15 protein-coding genes and 1 pseudogene are annotated in these 21,307 nt (G+C 57.8%); 11 read left to right on the top strand and 5 right to left on the bottom strand.

Features of this window, described 5'->3' with window-relative positions:
- Positions 1-149: 149 nt before the first annotated feature.
- A complete protein-coding gene (locus tag QP995_RS03875; protein ID WP_187400458.1) occupies positions 150-2,387 on the bottom strand; it encodes an AAA family ATPase in 2,238 nt (745 codons plus the stop codon).
- Positions 2,388-2,530: 143 nt separating this feature from the next.
- Positions 2,531-5,893, bottom strand: a complete 3,363-nt coding sequence (locus QP995_RS03870) for a type ISP restriction/modification enzyme (RefSeq protein WP_191620928.1) — start codon at positions 5,891-5,893, stop codon at positions 2,531-2,533.
- A gap of 598 nt (positions 5,894-6,491) precedes the next feature.
- Between QP995_RS03870 and QP995_RS03865 the strand changes: the two are divergent.
- A pseudogene (locus tag QP995_RS03865) lies at positions 6,492-6,773 on the top strand (transposase); the annotation flags it as partial.
- A gap of 73 nt (positions 6,774-6,846) precedes the next feature.
- On the opposite strand, the gene QP995_RS03860 reads toward QP995_RS03865, so the two are convergent.
- On the bottom strand, positions 6,847-8,901 hold the full coding sequence (locus QP995_RS03860; RefSeq protein WP_150961430.1) for a GmrSD restriction endonuclease domain-containing protein: 2,055 nt from the start codon (positions 8,899-8,901) through the stop codon (positions 6,847-6,849).
- A gap of 458 nt (positions 8,902-9,359) precedes the next feature.
- On the opposite strand from QP995_RS03860, the gene QP995_RS03855 reads away from it, so the two are divergent.
- Entirely contained in the window at positions 9,360-10,475 is a 1,116-nt protein-coding gene (locus QP995_RS03855; protein ID WP_150961432.1) for an esterase/lipase family protein, read from the top strand.
- Positions 10,476-10,530: 55 nt separating this feature from the next.
- Here QP995_RS03855 and QP995_RS03850 read toward each other — a convergent pair whose 3' ends face one another.
- Together QP995_RS03850 and QP995_RS03845 are read right to left on the bottom strand one after the other, a co-directional pair.
- Positions 10,531-11,271: an LURP-one-related/scramblase family protein gene (locus tag QP995_RS03850; RefSeq protein ID WP_150961434.1), complete on the bottom strand. Its 741-nt coding sequence runs from the start codon at positions 11,269-11,271 to the stop codon at positions 10,531-10,533.
- 43 nt (positions 11,272-11,314) lie between these two features.
- Entirely contained in the window at positions 11,315-11,833 is a 519-nt protein-coding gene (locus QP995_RS03845; RefSeq protein ID WP_187400456.1) for a type 1 glutamine amidotransferase domain-containing protein, read from the bottom strand.
- Between the two features lie 93 nt (positions 11,834-11,926).
- Between QP995_RS03845 and QP995_RS03840 the strand changes: the two genes are divergently transcribed.
- From QP995_RS03840 to QP995_RS03800, 9 genes are all read left to right on the top strand, one after another.
- Entirely contained in the window at positions 11,927-12,136 is a 210-nt protein-coding gene (locus QP995_RS03840) for a DUF4177 domain-containing protein (RefSeq protein ID WP_070602687.1), read from the top strand.
- Positions 12,137-12,270: 134 nt separating this feature from the next.
- Entirely contained in the window at positions 12,271-13,902 is a 1,632-nt protein-coding gene (gene pyrG, locus QP995_RS03835; RefSeq protein WP_284852927.1) for a CTP synthase, read from the top strand.
- Positions 13,903-13,950: 48 nt separating this feature from the next.
- Positions 13,951-14,604, top strand: coding sequence for an NUDIX domain-containing protein (locus QP995_RS03830; protein WP_284852926.1), 654 nt, complete (start codon positions 13,951-13,953; stop codon positions 14,602-14,604).
- Entirely contained in the window at positions 14,601-15,539 is a 939-nt protein-coding gene (locus QP995_RS03825) for a site-specific tyrosine recombinase XerD (protein ID WP_284852925.1), read from the top strand. Before QP995_RS03830 ends, QP995_RS03825 begins: the two co-directional genes overlap by 4 nt.
- Before the next feature lie 64 nt (positions 15,540-15,603).
- Positions 15,604-16,479 carry a ParA family protein gene (locus QP995_RS03820; RefSeq protein ID WP_049189940.1) on the top strand — a complete coding sequence of 292 codons (876 nt, stop codon included), beginning with the start codon at positions 15,604-15,606 and terminating at the stop codon, positions 16,477-16,479.
- Positions 16,480-16,482: 3 nt separating this feature from the next.
- Entirely contained in the window at positions 16,483-17,325 is an 843-nt protein-coding gene (locus QP995_RS03815) for a segregation and condensation protein A (protein ID WP_172954612.1), read from the top strand.
- 203 nt (positions 17,326-17,528) lie between these two features.
- Complete coding sequence (gene scpB / locus QP995_RS03810; protein WP_049170455.1) at positions 17,529-18,143, top strand: SMC-Scp complex subunit ScpB; 615 nt, start codon at positions 17,529-17,531, stop codon at positions 18,141-18,143.
- 429 nt (positions 18,144-18,572) lie between these two features.
- On the top strand, positions 18,573-19,706 hold the full coding sequence (locus tag QP995_RS03805; RefSeq protein WP_284852924.1) for a hypothetical protein: 1,134 nt from the start codon (positions 18,573-18,575) through the stop codon (positions 19,704-19,706).
- Between the two features lie 209 nt (positions 19,707-19,915).
- On the top strand, positions 19,916-21,298 hold the full coding sequence (locus tag QP995_RS03800) for an adenosylmethionine--8-amino-7-oxononanoate transaminase (protein ID WP_284852923.1): 1,383 nt from the start codon (positions 19,916-19,918) through the stop codon (positions 21,296-21,298).
- Positions 21,299-21,307 lie beyond the last annotated feature (9 nt).

The raw sequence follows: 21,307 nt of genomic DNA, 5'->3' as shown, positions 1-21,307 counted from the left end.
CGTTCTTAAAAAGACCGCGACCTTTTTTAATGCTATGTACATGTGGAAGTGTGAGGAGAATGTCAAATTGCCGCGAAAGAAGAATCACACGAACCGGCATACTTGGTTGAGAAGACCGCTGGCGCTGATAAGGGCAGGTTAAAAACACCTTAGCGAGGCTTTGCCCTATCCATCATCATATCAAAATGTGGACCGTGGCCGGAACTTCGAAAAATCTGTTCAAATACCTTAAGATAGCTCCCAACTTCGTTTTCGTTGACAGTTACAAATAGTGAATCAAGGGCATTGTGGGAGTTGGAATGTAACCAGCTGCGAAGGCTGTTAAAAATTACTTCTTCTTCCTCGGTTGCCTCGAAATCAATCTCTGTCAGATTAAGTCCGTTAGTCAATTGGAAATAGGACTCCAAAATCCTTCGCATCGTATTACCAAGCGAGCTCACATTCGAAAGCGTCCCTTCCCGTGCGGCGAATACATCGTGCCACAGGGCAGAGTAACCGCTCATCACTGAACCATTATCCGTTCGCTTCACACGATGGTGATGAAACTTGCCTTTGGCGATTCGGTAATGTGCGATTTTGCCACCGGGTTTAGATGAGCGCTCACGACCGTAGCATAGCTCATTGTAGAAAACTTCATTATGTGACAAACAGAATATCTGATCGACCTTGCTGCTTCCGTCGTCGATTCGTGCGATGACTTGTTTAATTAATGTGGCCGCCACGAATAGCCATTCTGAATCTAGACTCGACATGGGGTCATCAATAATAACTGTCGCGGCTTCAGTATCGGAAACGCCCTGGGGATCATCAATATTATTGATGTCTGCAATGAAGTATAAGAATGCGATGATCTGGGATTCACCCTCGCTTAAAGTTTCGTTGGCTGGAGAGCCATCGGCGCGAGCAACGCGATATCGGCCAGAGTTCCCAGACGGCTCTAGACTGAATGAGTCGCCATGAATGTTGCGTAGCATCCGATTTATAAACAAACGGGTGAGTTCGGATGACTTTCCTACGTTTCTCAGCGCTTCGAGTTGCTTCTCGATATTGGAGTTTTCATCCTCAATCATCTTTATGCGTTCGGACATTTTCTGGATCGTTGCACGAACTCTACTCTCCGACTCGTGTGAATCTTCCCTTGAGTCCTTGGTTTCATTAAAGACAAAGCTGAAGAAATCGTGTTGGGCCGATTCCTTCAGGGTGGACCTAGAATCGAAGATCGAATTATTCGTTTCAACTAGTTTATTAAAGTCAGAGATGCGGCTGGTCAAGATTGAAATGTCTATAACGGCGTCGCTGGCAATGGGCGTTCCCATTGACTGCAGCTTTCGGTCAAGCTCTGATGACATTGTCCGAAGATTGTTGGTCAAATTGGAAACTTCGGCACGAATCTCATTCAGGGTATCGCGCAATTGGCCCTTCAGATTGGGATAGTCGACACGGCTCCACCATTCCTCCAGGGCCACAGTTGCTGATTCGGCAGCGGTCTTTGCGTCGATTAGTGCATGTCGCTGGTTCTCGTAAGTTTGATCAAAGAGATTGTTGATCTCTTCAAGGATCTGAGCGTTCAGGCGTTGCCCACAGAAGGGGCAATCATCGTTCGCTTCATCATGGGAAATGAATTCTAGGCCCTCATGGATCCAGTCAGTGTTTTTAAGTTCCGCTACTACTCGGCCTATTTGCCCATTGGGTTTAGTGACATATATCTGATCCAGGAGATATGAGACGTTGGAAATGAATGATAAGTCAGCTTCGGGGAGGTTAATCTTTTGAAGATGCTGAATCTCTCCAGCTAATGAGCTTTCAAGGTTCTTTAATGATGTCTTGAGGTCACCTAGCGAGACAGGCGAAGCGCCACTTGTTCCGACCTGCTCAACTCGTTCAAAAAATTTTTGTTTCCGGCGGAGCCCAGGAAGGAGGACCTGTTGTAGTGTTTCGGACAAGTGGCTGCGAAAAGGCCAGGTGAGATCGTAACGGTTCTTGTAGATGTCTTCGAGGGAACCGTATTTGCCCGAATTTCCTTGAGGCTCTCCTAGCTGCTCTTTCAGGTTTTCAAGTTTTTTGTAATTTTTTTGTTTTTGTTCTTGTAGGCGCTTTATTTCCTTCTCGGCGTCTGCGGCTTCTTCGCCAAGTGCGAATTTTCCTTCAATTTCACTCGTTGCAATGATCCTGTCACGATACTCTTTGTTGTAAAGGAGGCAGCGAGTTTTCTTACTGTTGTACTGGGGGTTGGTTTCGATTTGAAGTTTGATTTGTCGCCCGGCACTTGTTTTGCCGGAGCCGTTGCCTCCGAATATGAAATTGACCTGGCAAAGGCCGTCTATCGAGGGGTTGGGACTTGACTGAAAGCAGGGTACATCTTGGAGGTGGACGGTATCGATGAACAACTTTATTTCTCTTTTCTGTCTGGAGTGTGATGGTTGAATCGAAGTTTCGCTCTGTCGGGCCTTGGATGATTTCTTTATGGCCGTTTCGGGGGAGTCATTTTTCCCTTCACCTTGCTGGGATGCGGTTTTGTGGGTTATTTCGATCAGGGTAGTTCTCTCTGCTGAGACGACTTTTTGGACGGCGGTTTAGTTTCATTCGCGGGTGGCGGGCCCATGCGTCCCATTTCGACAAGGTCTGCGGTAACTACTCGGTCGATAAGTCGGGCGGCGTCGTTTTCTGCTGATAGGAAGAACTCGACTTGCCACAAGAGTTCCAATAGTTCGCGGTCGAACTCCCAGCTTTCCGCTTGAATCTGATCCAACGGAGATGATGACTTGCCCGCCGGCGTCTTCATCCGGTAGCCCAACCATGACGCCACCACGTTCATCCCTGAGACGTTGTAGTCCATGACCTCCGGGGCGACACTGGTGATAATGCCGCTGCCGCCGATGTGAAGCGTGTGGGCTTCGTCGTCGTAGGCCCAATCGTCGGGGTACTCGACGGTCGAGGTTGGCGTGTCGATGCGTGCCTGTCCCTGGAACCGTTGTCCGACAGGTTGGCCGAACATATTCAACTCTCCGAAGCGTTCACCCCACGTCTGCTCGAAGACGAGACGTCGGCCAAAGTCCCGCACCTCCTGGAACAATGCATAGTCGCTGGTAAACGGGATTCGGGCAGGTGACTCGGCGAGTTCTTCTGCAAACTTGGCCGTGTACGCGCCCGTGCCGAGCAGCCCGAACACATACGACGCAACGTCTTCGGCCCCCACCGACTGCCGATAAGCCTCGGCGAGAGTGGAGAGGAGAACCGAGGAGACGTTCGGAGCATCTGAACCGTCGGTCCGGTACAGAGGATGAATGTTCTTGGCACCGTATGAACCACGGAAGAAGTCAAGGTCGGTGACGTAGGGGCTGACGGTCAATGCCGGTCCCGCGCTCATGCTGGTGGACGTGAGGGTCGCAAAATAGACCTGACGGTCGCTAAACGCATCCCACAGCTGTTGGCGGATGTACGTGCCCACACGATGATCCGGGAGCGCCCACTGTCGGTCAAAGCTGCGGTAGCCGTATCGCACTGGTTCCGCCATCGAGTGGACGGCCCGAGGCTCATTGAGCTGCGGTAGCTCGGCGCCGGAAAAAACTCCATACTTCTTCGAGCTGATTTTGACGTCCCGGTCTTCAACGAAAAGCCCTGGGTCCGCTACCCCGGGAGAAAAGAGTTCGGCCCATCGTTCCGACAGGACCTGAGCCGAGCAGGCGATCGGCCATTTCCGCTTGTACTGAGCGCCCGAGACATGCCACGGGAATACCCAGTCCAACGGCGCGAACGCCGTCATCGACGCGGCCGTATCCGGCACGAATTTCCCATGCCAGTCGTCAGACTCCAGCTGCACCCAATCCGAGTCCGCCCCCGGCTCGGTGACCGCAGACAAGGCGTCGAGCTTTTCCTCCCGGGTGCCCTCCACACGCCGATAGTGGACAGTCGCCTTCGACCTGATTCGATCGCTGTGCTTCTTCGTCGACCCGGTGCTCGTCTTCTCCCACTGGATCCCGAAGAAGATCGCCACCGGGGTCTGGATCGCGAAGACGTTCTCCTCCTTCCTCGCCCCGCGCCCCTCACCACCGAGGTCGACGATCCACAGTTCATCGAACATGCGGCGCATGTACTCCCGCATGCCGGCGAACCCCGGTCCGCGAAGGTACGACGACGAGGTGATGAACGAGACGACACCGGCTTCATCCCGGTGTTGTTCGCATGCCTTCCAGATCGCCCAGCGAATGAAGTAGACGTAGCTGTTGTAAAGGTTCTTTGCCTGCCCACCCGCGCCAATCGCTTTGAGTGGATTGATGAAGTCGTCGAGCAGCGGAGCGCGGCCGTTGACCTCTTCGAGAATGACGTTGGGAAACTGTTCCGAGCCAGCACCGAGGGTCTTTTGGCGCGAGCCGCGATCGTATGGCGGGTTGCCAAGGATTACCCGGATGTGGGTATCGGCCTTCTTCACCAGGCCTGCCCTGCGAGTTTCCTCGTTGAGGTTCTGCTCGATCTCCCAGATGGATATCTGCTGGTTGGCGCCTGCGATGTCACCTGCGTCGGTGAGGGTGTTGGTCAAGAACACCTGCACTCCGTCGGCACCCAGCTCCGCGCCGGTTTGTTCCAGCATCTGCGTCAACCGCAAATGAGCAACCGAATACGGCCCAACCAGGAGTTCGAAGGCGAACATCCGCCGTGCCAGGCTCCTGGCATCATCGACCGGGGCCGGGGAATCCCGCAGTACATGTTCGGCCACTGCCAATGGGTAGGCACCCGTGCCGGCCGCCGGATCGAGGAGCTGAATGTCATCGGCGCCGAGCCCGCGTTGACGGCCAAACCGGGAGCGCAAAATTCCGTCGAGCAACCTAACCTGAAAGCGGACGACTTCCACCGGCGTGTAGTAGACACCGGCGTCATTGCGCATCTTGGGGTCATAGGTGGCCAGGAAGTCTTCGTAGAAGTACAGCCAAGGGTCCGACTTCGCGGCGAGCTTGTCGGGGTCGACGGCGCCGATGGTCGTTTCCAGCAGCCCCACCGGCCCTTCGACTGGCTCACGGTACGACTTCTGCGACATCATTTCCAGCACGGAGCCGATGAGCTTGTGCCCGTTTTTTAGCAGAGCGTTCGTCACGGCGGACGCCGTGAACTCATCGGCGGGCCGGTTGGACTCGATCCGGGCGAGCAGGAGGGCGTAGGTGAAGGTTTGGGCGAAACTGTCCGCGAAGTCCTTCACGGTTGCCCCAGGAATGAGGATTTCCTGCCACCGGTCGTACAGGCTGGGCAGGCCGGTTTTGCTTTCGGGCGTGCTTTCCAGGGCGTCGAGCACGGTGTCCCGCAGGAACGCTGTCAGCGGGGACAACTGATTGGCCAAGACCTTCGGAGACGAAGGTGCCAATGGCTTCCACGACACGAAATGGGAAAATAGGTCCTCCATCTGGGCGACTTGGTCGGCCAACGCGGCCCCAGTCGCGTCCGGGTTCAAGACCACATGTGTCAGTGGCGCTCCGGCGCCGGTGCGCAACAGCGTCCACTCCCAGCCATTGGTGTAGATCAGATTTGGGTGATTGGACAGTTTTTCCCACTGTACCCGGTCGTGTTTGGACCAGCCAGCTTTGCGGTAAGGATTGGCGCTCTTGCCGGGTGCCTTCAACTCGACGTGGCCCAGAAGCTGGCCGCGGCCACCCTTGACGGCCATGTCCAACCTCACGCCTTCGACGACATCTCCGGAGGCCTGCCGGTGCTCCATCATCACGGTGATCTTGCGATTGAAAGCACGAGCAGCCTGGTTGAGGAACGTGCTGACCGGCACTTTCAGCTGGTCTTCCGGATTGAATCGCTTGTCCGCGACGAGTTGCTTGTCGACATCGGCAAGTCTCTTCATGAGCAATTCCAGCGACTCGCCGAACGACATTTTCACAGACTCAGACTCAGACATGAGGGCCACTTCCACTAGACGTACATGAGCTAGTTTCATCATGCCTGCTTAGCTAGCTTTAGGTGGCCCGGATTGTGGGACGCAGCAAATATGGGGGGGCACGGAGATCGGGGCAAACGCCAGCATCGGGGCACCTCGTCGACTTGGAGATCAAGTATTCGGTCGCAGAGCAGGAACTCGCGACGCGGGCTCATCGGTGAGGAGTAGCATGCGGGCATTCGAAACCTCGAGCCCGTGGAAGATCCGACGAGGGTCTCTTGGGGCGAGGTGAATAACCTCGGGCCAGTTTGAGCGCGAAGCGAACTCCACGCCGACCCGTCGTAAAAAGCTCTTTGCGTTTTGGAGTGCGTATCTGACCGCAGAGCCTGGCTCGGGGGTGGCACAACATGTAGGGGTCCTGGCGGGTACAAGATGACAGTTTCGACGCTTCCATCTGGCCAAACCAGGACCCTACTGTGCAGCCTAGTGGCAGCCTCGTCGCAGACACCATCTGCCGCACGGCAGTAATCGGCTTGACGTTTACCGGAGCCGCCGATGCGGGAACTTTCACCATCATCGACGCCGCCCGGTCGCTGTCGAGGGGCACTGTCTCAGAAATCGGAAGGGCAAGAAGTTGATGGAACGGATCATCACCACCCTGCGTGAGGGCGTGCCGAAAGGTCTGGAGAAGCTGGCCCAGTTGGGTCGGACGTTGTGGCGTCGGCGTGAGGATGTGCCGGTTTGCTTCGACATCGGGGCGTCCAACGGGCTGGTCGAGGCCATCAATGGCCGGCTAGAGCATCTACGGGGGCCGCCCTGGGGTTTCGGCAACCTCGGCCACTATATCTTGCGGTGCCTGATTGACTCCGGGCAGCTGCTCACCCGGATCAACGCACTCTAAATCGTGAAGAGCCACGAAACCAGTGAAGACGAAAGCTCAGGGACAGACTCTTTCCCTGAGCTCGTCACCATACTTACACTGTGGTATCGGGAATCTCCAGCAACTCAGAAAGGTCTTCTGCATCAAGGAATTGTGCCCTAGACGCGTGACCCGAGGCTGAAAATTCAATACCTTCAGATGCTAGAAGCTCCTGAGGATTGCGAGTGTCGCTCTCGTCGTACCACCGAAATCCTTCAGGAATCTCGCCAGTGGCTCTCATTACTCGATAGGCGTTAGGCAATACGTTGTTTGCAATATAGGTACCTACAGGCTGAGGTGCGGAACCAATAGCTGTCGCTATTTCTCCGTAGCTAGTCCACCGACCAGTAGGAATCGCAACGAGAATTTCTTTAAGTTTCTGCCACTTAGGGTTTTCCGAGCCACTTGAGGAATCGCCGGTAGTCGGGCCCGGCCATGCCGTAATGATTAAGTCCGTAAGCGAATCTGCACGTGCTGCAATTTCATCTGGTCCCCATTGCTCACTGTCAATAAGGCTTGTGCTCAGCCTAAGTCCGGAACGCGCAAGTTCTTCACGCTTCCACACGAACCCCTTGTTGCTGAGTTGAGAGTTATATCCCGTCAAAGTGAGGTTTCCAAGTGTGTGTTTCCAAGCGTTGTGCATTTCGTCGATATCAACCCCGGGGTACCAGGCCGACAAATCTGATCGCCATTCGGGACTTAGATTCTGTGGCATGACATGCTCAATCGATAATTCGGATGTATCGACTGGTTCTCGAGAACCAAATTCTTGCTCTAACCAGCGCAAGAAAAGTGGGCGATGAGCTCGTCGGCCATTCAGATAGTAAGGAAGCTCCTTAATAGAGGCTCGAAGAGCATCGTCTGGGTAGAAATGCTTTCGACCGGTGGAAAGCCATCGCCGCAGCTGTATTGCCGCAGGTTCATTCGTCTCAAAGATACCGGCAGCTTCACGGAAGACTCGGTTAAGGCCTTGTGTGGGGCGACCCGAGAGGAAACGGCGGACAATGTAGCTCTCTATTACCAACAAAGTCTGGGCGAGGTCTTGGCTGTCAATTACACCATTTTCACGCATGGTAAGCAGGGTGAGCATCAAAGGGTGCGTGGTTGTCGCATCCCATTCCCGCAACCGTTGAAGTCGATAGCGAACGCTCGAATTCTCTTCGTTCTCGGGAGCGAGAATCTTTTGGTAAAGCCTCGAAAGCTCAGCGAACCGTTTGAGTTCGTTGAGAATCTCCGATTCTGTGTGCATCGAATCCATACGCTTTTGCTGGAGGACAAATGTGTCACTAATTTTCGCGCGTGGGTTCTCTGAAGCGATGTCGACCCAAAAAAGTGATTCAATTTCATCGTTGGAAAGACGCTCCTGTAGCGGCTTCCAATAGCGGTCGTACGCATCATCCCCATTTTCTGGCAGCCGCATGAAGATGTAGTTACGTAGAAGATCGCCCTGTGTAAGTTTCAGTCCAGTGTTATTAAGAGACTGAAAAATACGATGCACGTTATCCTGCGGGTGAGTGCTAATTGATACCAGTGACAGGCCCTCAACAATTGCGTCCTGAATATTAGCAATATCGTTTGGATCCTCCGGATCATCAATTCTCTCCAACTGCGTACGGAAAAAACGATATGCTTCGCCAATGCGGTCGGTTCCACCCAAGTGAGGAAGGTTTTTTATAACTGCCGCATAAGAGGCGCGATCAGCTTGAGTTGGAACAAGCTTAATATGTTGTCTGCCCTTCTTGTACTGGTTGACCAAGAATCGGTTGTGAATCTCAATTCCGGCTTCAGCTTCGGGTTCCTTTTCATCTCGATAGTCCCGAATCGCTGCGAGAAGGAGAGTTAAAGTGGTGAGTCGCTGTTGGCCATCGACCACCAAGAACGTAGCAACACCACCCGCAACCGAGACCGGCGGAGGGGCTAAAACCAGGGAGCCAATAAAGTGGCTGGATCGGTCGCCTTCTTGCCGGTCTTCAGTGAGTTCGATGATGTCGTTCCACAAATCCTGAAGCTGCGCCTTGCCCCACTGATAGGGGCGTTGATAAAGCGGAACAATATATTGTTTTGTTCCCTCTAATATGTCTTGCAGTGTGGTTTCCTGTGCAGCGACCATGGGTACCCGTCCTAATCTTTAACCGGAGAGAAACTACTCTAATAGTATCTTTTGGAAGCGAACGAAACGTATTGGATCTTCACGAGAGTTACTTTTAGGGCGAAGCTTCCAAACTGCTGTCGCAAACTATGCCCGCATCGATGGCGGGCCGACATAAATGTGAAACGAACGTTTAATCTTACCGGCGATTTGGGCATCGGCAGCAATCCCGGGGATTGCAAAGAAAGTGTGGCTTGTGTTGACCTGTGGTCGATATCACTTTAAAAGCCTGCAGGCCTCTAAGGAAATAGTATTACAGTTATATTTAACTCGCATTTTATTGACCCTTTTGAGGCGTTCTCATTGATCGCCTTTCAGAGTACGATAACGATTCATAGCCTGTAATTCTTGGCTCTTGCCCATGCCGTAGTTCTTATTGGAACCGTTTTACTATTCACTGCTCTACGCAAGGAGTAACCATGGGCACTCATCGGGCATTTTCGAAGCTGACACGGTCGGTCACAGCACTGTTGGCTGCAGCTGGTGTCGCTCTGGCGGCGGCTCCCATCGCGGCTGCCTCACCGACCTCGACAACTGGTAATAATCAGGTTCTGTCTTGGACGGAAATGGGCGAGTGGGGGCCAAAGGCAAATGATTTCCCCACCGTCATGGTTAATCAGGGGATGACGGAAAATATCAGTCCCGAGGGCACAAATGTGCAGTGTGTTCCTGCTCCTGGTGAGAATCCGGTGGTCATGATCCACGGGATGAACTCGAACTCGTACCAGACCTATGCGCGCATGGCACCTGAGCTAAAGGCAATGGGGAAGTGCCTGTACGCATTTAACGTCGGCAAGCTGGGTCCTGACGAGTTTTCGGTGCTTGGCTCTATTCCAACCATGCGCAACATGACCCCGCTGGACACCGCTTTGGCTGAGCTGACTGCAAAGATTGACACCCTCAAGGCTGAAACTGGTGCTACCGCCGTCGATATTGTTGGTCACTCTGCTGGTGGCACCTTGGCTGCCGCCTACGCCAAGCAGGAGCAGGGCCGGGGTGTCGGCACGGTGGTGTCCCTGGCGGGCGTCCTGCACGGCACATCGCTGCTCGGTATCTCCTACGGTTTGGAGCAGCTCGACCAGTTCGACAATGCTGGCAATAAGGCTGCGGGGTACATTGTCAGCCCCAGCCTGGTGGATTTGCTGCAGCACAGCGACTTCATGGCCAAGATGAATGAGGGCGGCTTGGAGCAGCCGGGTGTCAACTACGTTGCAATCTCTACCCAAGTTGATGAAGCCGTCACTCCAATGGCTGCAAGCCAGTGGCAGGCACCAACGTCCAACAACATTCTGCTGCAGGATGGGTGCTCTGCGGACCTGTCGGGCCACATCGGACTGACTTTCTCGCCACGGGCAATTGCGCTGGTAGCTAACGCGCTGGGGCGCAATGTTGAGGTTCCATGTGTACCGGTAACCGCCGTTGTGGAAGGTGGCATCAATGACAATGCCAATGTTCGCCCAGAACATGTCAATGCGGTTTCTGATGGAATCACGGAAATCGACGGACGCATCGCTCAGGCTACAGAACCGCGGTAGCGATAGTCGCGAGTAGTAGCCCTTGATAGAAGGCGCGAGCCGACAGTGAAATCAGCTAGTCGGATTGCGCCTTTTTCGCCATCAAATCCAGGGCAATAGCGGCACCAATAATGGCCGCGCGTAGCTGTGGCGGCAAATCATCCTTCAGTTGCAGCACATAGCGGTCATTGCCGGATAGCAGATTTGCAAAACCCGACCACTTGCGTGACATCTCTGCAACTTTGATGTCGTTGATGTTGAAGGTTGCGTCGTAATGCCAGACGTCGCCGTCGACCTCGCAATTTGCAAAACCGGGGATGGAGATTTCCAACCGCCGCTTAAAGATCGCAAACTTCTGCTGAATAGTTGCCAATAGGCGCGATGACTCTGCTCCGCCTTGTTGCTTGCCTTCAGGGCTTGTCGCTTGCGGGTCGGGGTAGTAGACCTCGTAGCTGTCAAGGGCGAAATCGGTCGGATCGGTAATAACGAATACCGGAGTGCGGTCTGGCTCGGACACTGTCAGACGACGAGAGCCCATAAACATTCGGCTCAGCGTGCCGCCAGTAGTTTCAATCTTGCCGATGCAATTGCCCTCGGTATCCAGGATGTCGAAATCATCCGCCATGAAGTTTCGAATCTGCTGGATAACGATAGTGTTGTGCGAGAGCAATCCCTGGTAGTGCCCTTGCTGTGGCGGAAGCTGTTCAGGTGCGGGAGGTTGCTCAGGAGTGGAGGGCTGCTGAGCGGAAGTATCTTCCGCATCATTTTGTGGGATCTGATTCCACAGTGACTTTGGATTATCCCAATACGAAGTCATGGCAACAGCCTTCCTTTGATGAGTCTTGGGGCAGGCGGGTGGGTTAGAAGTTCTCTACGAGCGCCTTGTTGAAAGCCTCAAGGTCAGCCGGGGTGCGGGAGGAAATCAGATTGCCGTCAACGACAACTTCCTCATCGACCCAGTTGGCGCCAGCGTTCACCAGGTCGGTCTTGACGCTGATGTAGGAGGTAATCGTGCGGCCCTTCAGCGCATCCGCGTCGGTGAGAATCCAACCGCCGTGGCAAATAACGCCAATCGGCTTGTTAGCTGCGGCGAATCCCTTCACTAGCGCCACGGCATCCTTATCGATGCGAATCTGGTCCGCATTCACGGTGCCGCCAGGCAGAATCAGAGCATCGTAATCATCGGCAGAAACGCTGCTGGTGAGCTTATCGACGTCCACCTTCGTGCCGTTCTTGCCCTCAATGGAGCCATCTTCGGTGGAGATAACGTGCACGGTCGCACCGGCATCCTTTACGGCCTCTGCCGGGCTCGTCAGCTCGGAGTCCTCAAATCCGTCAGTGGCCAAAACTGCAATGGTCTTATTCGTTAAATCAGGCATAGCCCCGAGGGTAACGACGTGATCGCGTTTATGCATCCGCCCGAGTATTGTTTTGCGTGCAATATTGAAAACTACTTTAACGGAGGGCGGAAAATGCCTCATTATGAAGTTCTTCAGGTGGTTCTGAAGGAAAAGTTCATCGGTACCGGCTCAGCTAATCTGACAGAGCTTGAGAGGGTAATCAACGACAAGGCTTCGCAGGGGTTTCGGCTGCACACGATTACTACTGCCTCTTCGGGCAGTAAGGGGCTGATGGGCGGGGACCGCATCCAGGCGACCATGATCTTCGAGAGCATCGCTTAGTTCGCATTTGTCGCTGCGTTCCTGCTGACGGATGGGGCGCAACTCCGAAAAAGTTACCCAAATATGAAATAAGTATCCGCCATTGTGAAAAATAGCTTGCGCTCGTGCCCGCGCAAGCGATATTCTGAAGTCCCGTGGTTACGAAATACATTATCGTTACAGGAGGCGTTGCCTCCTCCCTCGGCAAAGGCTTAACTGCGGCTTCGCTCGGCCGCCTGCTTACCTCGCGTGGTCTGAAAGTGACTATGCAAAAGCTCGATCCCTACCTCAACGTGGATCCGGGCACCATGAACCCCTTCCAGCACGGCGAGGTCTTCGTCACCGAAGATGGCGCAGAAACTGACCTCGACCTGGGGCATTACGAGCGCTTCCTCGACCGCAACCTCTCCGCCGGCGGCAACGTCACCACCGGCAAGGTCTATTCCTCGGTCATCGCCAAAGAGCGCCGCGGCGAATTCCTCGGCCAGACCGTCCAGGTCATCCCGCACATCACCGACGAGATCAAATCCCGCATCGTCGCCATGGGCAATGCCGACGCAAACGGCGAAAAGCCCGACGTGGTCATCACCGAAATCGGCGGCACCGTCGGCGATATCGAATCGCAGCCCTTCCTGGAAGCCGCGCGGCAAGTGCGTCACGACGTCGGCCGCGAAAACGTCTTCTACCTACACGTGTCACTGGTTCCGTACCTCGGCCCCTCCAAAGAGCTGAAAACCAAGCCCACCCAGCACTCGGTGGCCGAACTTCGCTCGATTGGCCTGGTTCCCGATGCCGTCGTTTTGCGATGCGACCGCGACGTCCCCGACTCTCTCAAAAACAAGATCGCGCTGATGTGTGACATCGACCGCGAGGGCGTGGTGTCCTGTCCGGATGCGCCGAGTATCTACGACATCCCGAAGGTCCTCTACGACGAGCACCTGGACACCTTCATCATCCGCCGCCTGAACCTGCCGTTCCGCGACATGGATTGGGCCGTGTGGGGAGACCTGCTTGAGCGCGTCCACAACCCGAAGGGTGAGGTCACGGTGGCCTTGGTCGGTAAATACATCGACCTGCCGGACGCCTACCTGTCCGTCGCGGAAGCTGTGCGTGCCGCCGGTTTCGCCCACCGCGTGAAAGCGAACATTCGCTGGGTTGCCTCCGACGACTGCGAAACCCCCGAAGGGCTGAAAGAAAACATGGCCGGCGTTGACGCGATCGTCATCCCCGGCGGCTTCGGCGGGCGCGGAATCGAAGGCAAGATCGCGACCATCCGCTACGCCAAGGAAACCGGCACGCCACTTTTGGGAATCTGCCTGGGCATGCAGTGTGTCGTCATCGAGGCGGCGCGCACGGCAGGCGTTGAGGGCGCGTCGTCCACCGAGTTCGACGAGAATGTGGCCGAGCCGGTCATCGCCACGATGGAGGAGCAGCTGCAGGCGGTCTCCGGCGAGGCTGACCTGGGCGGATCCATGCGCCTGGGTTCCTACCCGGCGAAGCTCGCCGAAGACTCCGTCGTCGCCGACCTCTACGGCACCACCGATGTCGCCGAACGCCACCGCCACCGCTACGAGGTCAACAACGCCTACCGTAACCAGCTGTCAGAAGCCGGTCTGGTCATCTCAGGCACCTCGCCGGACGGCAAGCTCGTCGAATTCGTCGAATACCCCACGGACGTGCACCCATACCTCGTAGCCACCCAGGCGCACCCGGAACTGAAGTCACGCCCCACCAACGCCCATCCGCTTTTCGACGGCCTCATCGCCGCAGCCCTCAAGCGCAACTAGCCCTGACTCCGCGAGGGCCAATCCGGCCTACCTATTAGAGTGAAGCTCATGGCGCACCAATTTGACGTTGTTGATTCCGAGATTGTTCTCGAGGCACCTATCATCGCGGTCCGCCGCGACCAGGTGCGGATGCCGGGTGGGAATGTGTCCGCCCGTGAGATCGTGGAGCATTTCGGCGCTGTTGCGGTCGTTGCCGCAGATGAGGATAACCGCCTTTACCTGCTGAATCAGTGGCGGCAGGCGGCAGGGAAGCGCCTGGTGGAGTTACCGGCCGGGCTTCTCGACGTCGCGGACGAAGACCCACTGGAGGCCGCCAAGCGGGAGCTGGTTGAGGAAGCCGGGCTGGAGGCCGAGTCCTGGTCCCTGCTTACCGATATGTTCAGCTCGCCCGGCTTCGCAGAGGAAGCGGTTCGGATCTATCTGGCCAGGGGGCTCCGTGCCGTCGATAAGCCGGAAGCCCACGATGAGGAAGCGGACATGACTGCGTCGTGGATCGCAGTGGATGAGGCAGTGGCGATGGCGCTGCGCGGAGAGATCCTCAACGGCATCGCGCTGTCCGGCATTCTGCTGGCGGCGGAGGTGCTGCTGAGGGGTGCGACGCCGCGCTCGGTCGCGGAGCCGTTCGAGATTCGACCGACGGCCCTGGCGAAGCGTCGGGCGGAGCAGCTCGGCACCGGCGCGGACCTGAAACGCATCCGATGAGTTCGATCGATCCGCTTGTCGACGCCTTCGTCACCTACCTCGCGGTGGAAAAGGGGCTGTCGGCGAATACGCTCGCCAGTTATAAGCGCGACTTGGAAAAGTACCGCACCTATCTGCGGGAGATTGGGCGTACGGAATTGGCGCAGGTCACCGAGCAGGATGTGTCAGAATTCCTGGCGTATCTCGCGCGGGGAGATAAGTCGGCGGGCAGGCCGGCACTGGCCCCGACCTCGGTGACGCGGTCGCTGTCCGCGGTGCGGAGCCTCCACAAGTTCGCGGTGGGTGAGGGCGCGTTGGAGGTGGATGTCGCCAAGCGGGTGGCGCCGCCGAAGCAGCCCTCGCGGTATCCGAAGGCACTCAGCATTGATGAGGTCACCCGGCTTATCGAGTCCATCCCCAACGACGACACCGCCGACGTGACGGATTTGCGCAACCGTGCACTGGTGGAGTTTCTGTATTCGACGGGGGCTCGTGTTTCGGAGGTCACCGGCCTGGATATCGATGACGTGGACCGCGAAACCAACCTGGTGTTGCTGCGTGGTAAGGGCGGCAAGGAGCGCATCGTGCCCGTGGGATCGCCGGCCATGGCGGCGCTGGATGCGTGGCTGACACGCGGGCGGCCGAGCTGGGTGCGGGCAAACTCTGGGCCGGCACTGTTTATCAACTCGCTGGGGCGCAGACTGTCTCGGCAATCGGCAGGAAATACACTGGCGGAGCTGGGTGAGCGCGCCGGGCTGAAGGTGAAAATTTCCCCGCACACCCTGCGCCACAGTTTCGGTACACACCTCATCGAAGGCGGTGCTGATGTGCGCGTTGTCCAAGAGCTGCTGGGGCACGCCTCGGTGACGACGACCCAGATTTACACCATGATTACCGCGGAGAATATGCGACGAGTCTGGGCGGGGGCTCACCCACGGGCTGAATACTCGCGGTAATATGTGGCGGTAATATATCGCGCAGTAGAATTGATGAGAAATCTTCAAGGAAGAGGGATTGACTGTGGCTGAAGAAGGGTTGTTTGAGGCCGATCGAGTTGAACTCGGTCTCACCGGTCGTCCGGCACGTGAGCTGCCGGAACCCGCACCCCTGAACAGTCACGGCCCCGCAGTCATCCTGGCAATGTGTAACCAGAAGGGTGGCGTGGGTAAGACCACCTCGACCATTAACCTGGGCGCAGCGCTGGCAGAGTTCGGCCGTAAAGTCCTGCTCGTTGACTTGGACCCGCAAGGCGCACTATCCGCCGGTCTCGGTGTTCCCCATGAGGAACTTGACCTGACCGTCTACAACCTCATCGTCGACGACACCACCGATGTCCGCGACGCCATCCACCACACCAAGGTTTCCGGCCTGGATCTCGTCCCGGCCAACATCGACCTGTCGGCGGCGGAAATCCAGCTTGTCAACGAAGTCGGCCGCGAACAGGCCTTGGGGCGCGCACTGCGCCCAGTGATGAATGACTACGACTTCATCATCATTGACTGCCAGCCGTCGCTAGGCCTGCTGACCGTCAATGCGCTGACCATCTCCGAGGGCGTCATCATCCCAATGGTGGCGGAGTACTTCTCCCTGCGCGGTCTGGCACTGCTCACCGACACGGTGGCCAAGGTCCGCGACCGCCTGAACTTCAACCTGGAAGTCTCCGGCATTTTGGTCACCATGTTCGACCGCCGCACGCGCCACGCCAAGGAAGTCATGGAACGCCTCATCGAGGTCTTCGGTGACAAGGTCTTCGACACGGTCATCACCCGTACCGTCCGCTTCCCGGAAACCTCCGTCGCCGGCGAGCCCATCACCACCTGGGCACCGAACACCCCAGCTGCGGCGCAGTACCGCAACCTGGCCCGCGAGGTCATCGAGCGCAAAGGCCGCAAATAATAGGTGACTTCCCCGGATAGTTACACTCCCGAACCGTCGTCAAGCGAGGGCGTGCAGGAAGAGATCACCGGCTTCCGCGTTGCGCTCGCGAACTTCAACGGGCCATTTGACCTGCTGCTGCAGCTCATCAGCAGCAAAAAGATGGACGTCACCGAGGTCGCGCTGGCGGCGGTCACCGACGAGTTCATCTCGTACACGCGCAGCCTCGACGCAGTCAGCGACCTCGACGAAATCACCGAATTCCTCGTCGTGGCAGCGACGCTGCTCGACCTCAAGACCGCACGGCTTCTGCCGCGTGGCGACGTCGACAGCGAAGAAGACCTCGAACTGCTAGAAGCACGCGACCTGCTGTTCGCCCGACTGCTGCAATACCAGGCGTATGGCAAGGTAGCCGACCAGTTCGAGGAGTGGCAGAAGACCGCGCCGCGGCGCTATCCGCGGGCCGTGGGGCCGGACAAGCAGTTCGAGGAGCTGCTGCCGCCCGTGCGCCTGGGCATGACGCTCGGGGAGTTTGCCGAGTTTGCGGCCGTCGTGATGCGGCCGAAGCCGCCGGAGGAAGTCGGTGTCGGGCACATTCACGGTGTGCCCGTGTCCGTGCCGGAGCAGGCGGGCAAGATTCTGGACTCGCTGCGGCTGGCCGGCGAGGGGACCTGGTTGACGTTTACGCAGCTGACCTCGGAGTGCCGCGTGTCCATGGAGGTTGTCGGGCGGTTCCTGGCGCTGCTGGAGCTCTACCGTGCCAAAGCGATTGGTGTGGAGCAGGAGGAGGCGCTGGAGGAAATCCACGTGGCCTGGACCGGGCTGGACGTGGACCCGGCCGTCGTGGCGGCGGCGAACTGGGAGTAGGTGGCTGTTGGTCTGTGCTGGCTGTTGGGCTCGGGCGGGCTGTTGGGCTCGGGCGGGCTGTTGGGCCCCTGCTCGGTGCGGGCTTGGTCGGGCTGGGTTGTGCTTGGTTGGGCTGGGGCTGGGCTTCGGGCTGCGTTGGGGGCCCAGCTAATTAGCGGCCACTAATTAGCGCCCGGCGCGGGAGGTTGCGTAATCTGACCCGCATGAGCGAAACCAGTTCCGGACCATCCGAGCAGGCCGTGGAGCCCGCGTCTGCTTCTTCGGCGCAATTGCCGCCCATCGACCCGTTGCGAGCAGGCGTTGAGTCGATTCTGCTGGTAGTCGATACGCCGGTGGCGGCGGAGGATATGGCGCGGGCGCTGGATGTTTCCGCAAGTGATGTCCGTGACGTGCTTCGCGAAATCGAGTACGAATACCGTGCACGTCGCAGCGGCATTGAGCTGCGTGAAACGGATGAGGGCTGGCGGTTTTACACAGCTCCCGCGCACGCCAGCGCGGTCGAGCGATTCTTGCTGGATGGCTCGCAGTCGAAGCTCTCACGTGCAGCTATGGAGACGCTGGCAGTAGTGGCTTACCGACAGCCGGCCACGCGTGCGCAGGTCTCCGGTGTGCGTGGTGTCAATGTCGATGGGGTGATGCGCACGCTGGTCGCGCGCGGTCTGATTGCGGAGTCCGGAGAGGACCCGGCAACCGGTGCGCATTTGTACGTTACGACGACGCTGTTCCTGGAGCTTTTGGGGATTGATTCGCTGGACCAGCTGCCTGATTTGGCTCCGCTGCTGCCTGAGGTCGACTTGATCGACGAGCCGTTGGACTAGGTGGGGTTCACTCTATTGAACGACCCACTTCACGGTTTTCGATTCGCCTGACGGTCATCGATCCACTTCACGACACGGGTGTCACCTCATGCCACCTCCACAGCTGCCACGAGGTGACATAGGTGTCGTGAAGTCGCATTTTGGGGCTGCGGTTGCCGCTCACGACGGCTCACTGCGAGCCTTTGCACCCCACTGCACTCACCACACGCACACGCACCCCACCACACACCCACCCCACGCCCTGTGGATAACTCCCGAAAACTGCAAACTATCCACAGTCGATGCCAAATCGATGCCTCCTGAGTCTCCGTGTGAGCCCAAAAATGAGAACGTAGCACTCGCAAGCACTCGCAAACACTCACAAACCCACAAACACTCACATCACCACCCACCAACCAGCAGTTGCCTGGACCTCAGGAGCGCAATCCGATGCCGCAGTGGATCTACGACGCCGACGACATCATCCGTACCGGCCAGCAGCGCGAATGCGCCCGCCCCAGCACATTCGCAATTTCCCGAATCGGCCAGCACTCCGACCGAGATCTCCTCCGGCGGGCCAAAAGCGGCAGCCTCCTGTGGCTCGCACACGGCGCGTACGTGCCGGTCGACAGGTGGCTCACCCTAAACAGCACCGAACGTTACATCCTGGAAATCAAAGCGCTCGTCCATCGCGGCACCACCACCGTAGTCACCCGCGATGCCGCCGCTGCTCTCCACGGTTTACCTCTACTTACGCACAACACTCCCATCGCGATAGCCAACTCCGGCCGCACGCGCGGGCAATCGCGAAGCACGCCGAATGGCCCGTACCAGCCGCACAAACGCCTCATCCGCGTCTCCGGCCGGATTCTCCCCGAGGACATCGTAGAAATCGATGGCCGCCTCGTCACCGATGTCCCAAAGTCCGTCATCGACGTCTGCCGTTCCCGCACTCCGCACAATGCACTAGTGCTTGCCGACGCCGCCCTCCAGCGCCACACCGACACCGAGGAGCTGTTGGCCACGTTGGCTGCATATCCGCGTGCTCCGGGAAATGCACAGGCCAGGAGATTGTTGGGGCAAGCGACAGCGTCGTCGGAAAGCATTGGGGAATCGCTCACTAAAGAAGCAATCGTCCAGGCGGGGCTAGCTGCTGTCGACGATTCTCGGGCTCCGTTGCTTCAGCAGGTTTCCTTTCGGGATGATCGTGGCTTCATCGCACGCGTGGACTTTTACCTGCCCGAACTTGGGCTGGTCGTCGAGTTCGACGGCCGTATGAAATACACCGACGGTGGAGTCGCGGACACGCAGGTGGCAATCGCAAAGGAGCTGGAGCGCGAAAAGCGCCTGAAGAACCTCGGGTTGAATGTCATCCGGATCGTCTGGTCACAGCTTTTCGACGGCTCCGCCGTAGCCACCTTGCGGCAAGCAGCCGCGGAAATCCGGCGTCACCTAGCAAATGGTGGTAGTTGCTATCGCGGTAACTACGCCTTCGCGCGGCAGCCCATCACGATCACAGGTAAGGCGGCCGAGTTGGCCATGCGTCGCCGACGGGTGTGGAGCAAAGCGGGGCGGCTGTACTAGGCGGCGTCGGCACCGCTCTCGGCCCGCTTCCACAGGCCCTAAGTCCACTTCACGACACGAGTGTCACCTCATGCCACCTCCACAGCTGCCACGAGGTGACATGGGTGTCGTAAAGTCACTGAGACTGTCTGTAATCCTTGCGAGAAGCTCCACCACCAACCCCGAACGGCGTTCAAGTCTGGCGCTGTACAGGTATTATGCTGAGTATCATGACAGCCTCGGAAACCGCCCAGCCGCACACCCCGCAGCACTCCCAGTCGCACACCCCGCAGCACTCCCAACCACCCGCCCAACCACACACCCAGCCAGCCATCGCCGACCTCGCCCAATTCGACGCCGACCACATCTGGCACCCATACGGCCCCATCCCGTCGCCGGTCGCGCCCAAGCTGGTCGAGTCCGCCGAGGGCGTGAACCTCCACCTCGCCGACGGCCGCACCCTCATCGACGGCATGAGCAGCTGGTGGGCCGCCTGTCACGGCCACTCGCACCCGAAGCTGATCGCAGCCGCGAAGAAGCAGGCCACCACGATGTCGCATGTCATGTTCGGCGGACTCACACACCGTCCGGCCATCGAACTGGCGGAGAAGCTCCTAAAGCTCGCAGGCCCCGGCTTCGATGCCATTTTTTACTCCGACTCGGGTTCGGTCTCCGTCGAGGTGGCGATCAAAATGGCGTTGCAGTATCAGCAGGCCAAAGGCCATCCCGAGCGCACCCGACTGGCCACGTGGCGCGGCGGCTATCACGGCGACACTCGCGCACCCATGACTGTCTGCGACCCCCAGGGCGGCATGCATTCGCTGTGGACGGGGCAGTGGACTCCGCAGGTCTTCGCCGACAAACCGCCCGCCCGCGGCGCAACCGAAGAGGAACGCGCACGCTATCTCGCGCACTTCGATTCGCTTATCGACGACTCCGTCGCCGGCATCATCATTGAGCCGGTAGTCCAAGGCGCTGGTGGCATGCGGTTCCATGACCACGAGCTGCTTGTGGGGCTCCGGAAGCTGTGTGACAAGCACGGCATTCTCCTTATTGCGGATGAGATCGCCACCGGCTTCGGCCGAGCTGGCGACCTGTTCACGACGCAGGCGGCCGGGATTGTGCCGGATATTATGTGTGTCGGCAAGGCGCTGACCGGCGGCTTTATGAGCTTCGCAGCCACCCTCGCCACCGCCGACGTGGCTCGCAACATTTCCAGTGGCGCAGGCGGAGGCATCATGCACGGCCCGACCTTCATGGGCAACCCGTTGGCCTGTGCCGTGGCCTGCGCGCAGCTCGACCTGATTGCAGAGGGGCAGTGGCGTGAGGATGTCCCGCGCATCGAGTCCCGACTCCGCAACCAGCTCCAGCCCCTAGCCAGCAGCGATGCCGTGGCCGATGTGCGGGTTCTTGGCGCAATCGGGGTCGTGGAGATGCAGCGCCCCGTGGACATGGGTCTGGCCACTGCAGCGGCTGTCGATGCCGGGGTGTGGCTGCGGCCATTCGGCAAATTGGTGTACACCATGCCGCCGTACATCAGCACCAATGACGAGGTCGACCGTATCTGCGAGGCCATCGCCGCCATCGTCGCCGCCGAGGAAGAACGCAAGTAGCGCAACCAA

Source organism: Corynebacterium sp. MSK032 (assembly GCF_030232065.1).
In the GTDB taxonomy this organism is placed as follows: domain Bacteria; phylum Actinomycetota; class Actinomycetes; order Mycobacteriales; family Mycobacteriaceae; genus Corynebacterium; species Corynebacterium jeikeium_D.
This window is presented reverse-complemented; position numbering and strand designations above follow the sequence as displayed.

Coding starts and splice junctions, on each gene's coding strand:
- QP995_RS03870 (WP_191620928.1), bottom strand. CDS start 5,893: ATGTCTGAGTCTGAGTCTGTGAAAATGTCGTTCGGCGAGTCGCTGGAA.
- QP995_RS03860 (WP_150961430.1), bottom strand. CDS start 8,901: ATGGTCGCTGCACAGGAAACCACACTGCAAGACATATTAGAGGGAACA.
- QP995_RS03855 (WP_150961432.1), top strand. CDS start 9,360: ATGGGCACTCATCGGGCATTTTCGAAGCTGACACGGTCGGTCACAGCA.
- QP995_RS03850 (WP_150961434.1), bottom strand. CDS start 11,271: ATGACTTCGTATTGGGATAATCCAAAGTCACTGTGGAATCAGATCCCA.
- QP995_RS03845 (WP_187400456.1), bottom strand. CDS start 11,833: ATGCCTGATTTAACGAATAAGACCATTGCAGTTTTGGCCACTGACGGA.
- QP995_RS03840 (WP_070602687.1), top strand. CDS start 11,927: ATGCCTCATTATGAAGTTCTTCAGGTGGTTCTGAAGGAAAAGTTCATC.
- QP995_RS03830 (WP_284852926.1), top strand. CDS start 13,951: ATGGCGCACCAATTTGACGTTGTTGATTCCGAGATTGTTCTCGAGGCA.
- QP995_RS03825 (WP_284852925.1), top strand. CDS start 14,601: ATGAGTTCGATCGATCCGCTTGTCGACGCCTTCGTCACCTACCTCGCG.
- scpB (WP_049170455.1), top strand. CDS start 17,529: ATGAGCGAAACCAGTTCCGGACCATCCGAGCAGGCCGTGGAGCCCGCG.
- QP995_RS03805 (WP_284852924.1), top strand. CDS start 18,573: ATGCCGCAGTGGATCTACGACGCCGACGACATCATCCGTACCGGCCAG.
- QP995_RS03800 (WP_284852923.1), top strand. CDS start 19,916: ATGACAGCCTCGGAAACCGCCCAGCCGCACACCCCGCAGCACTCCCAG.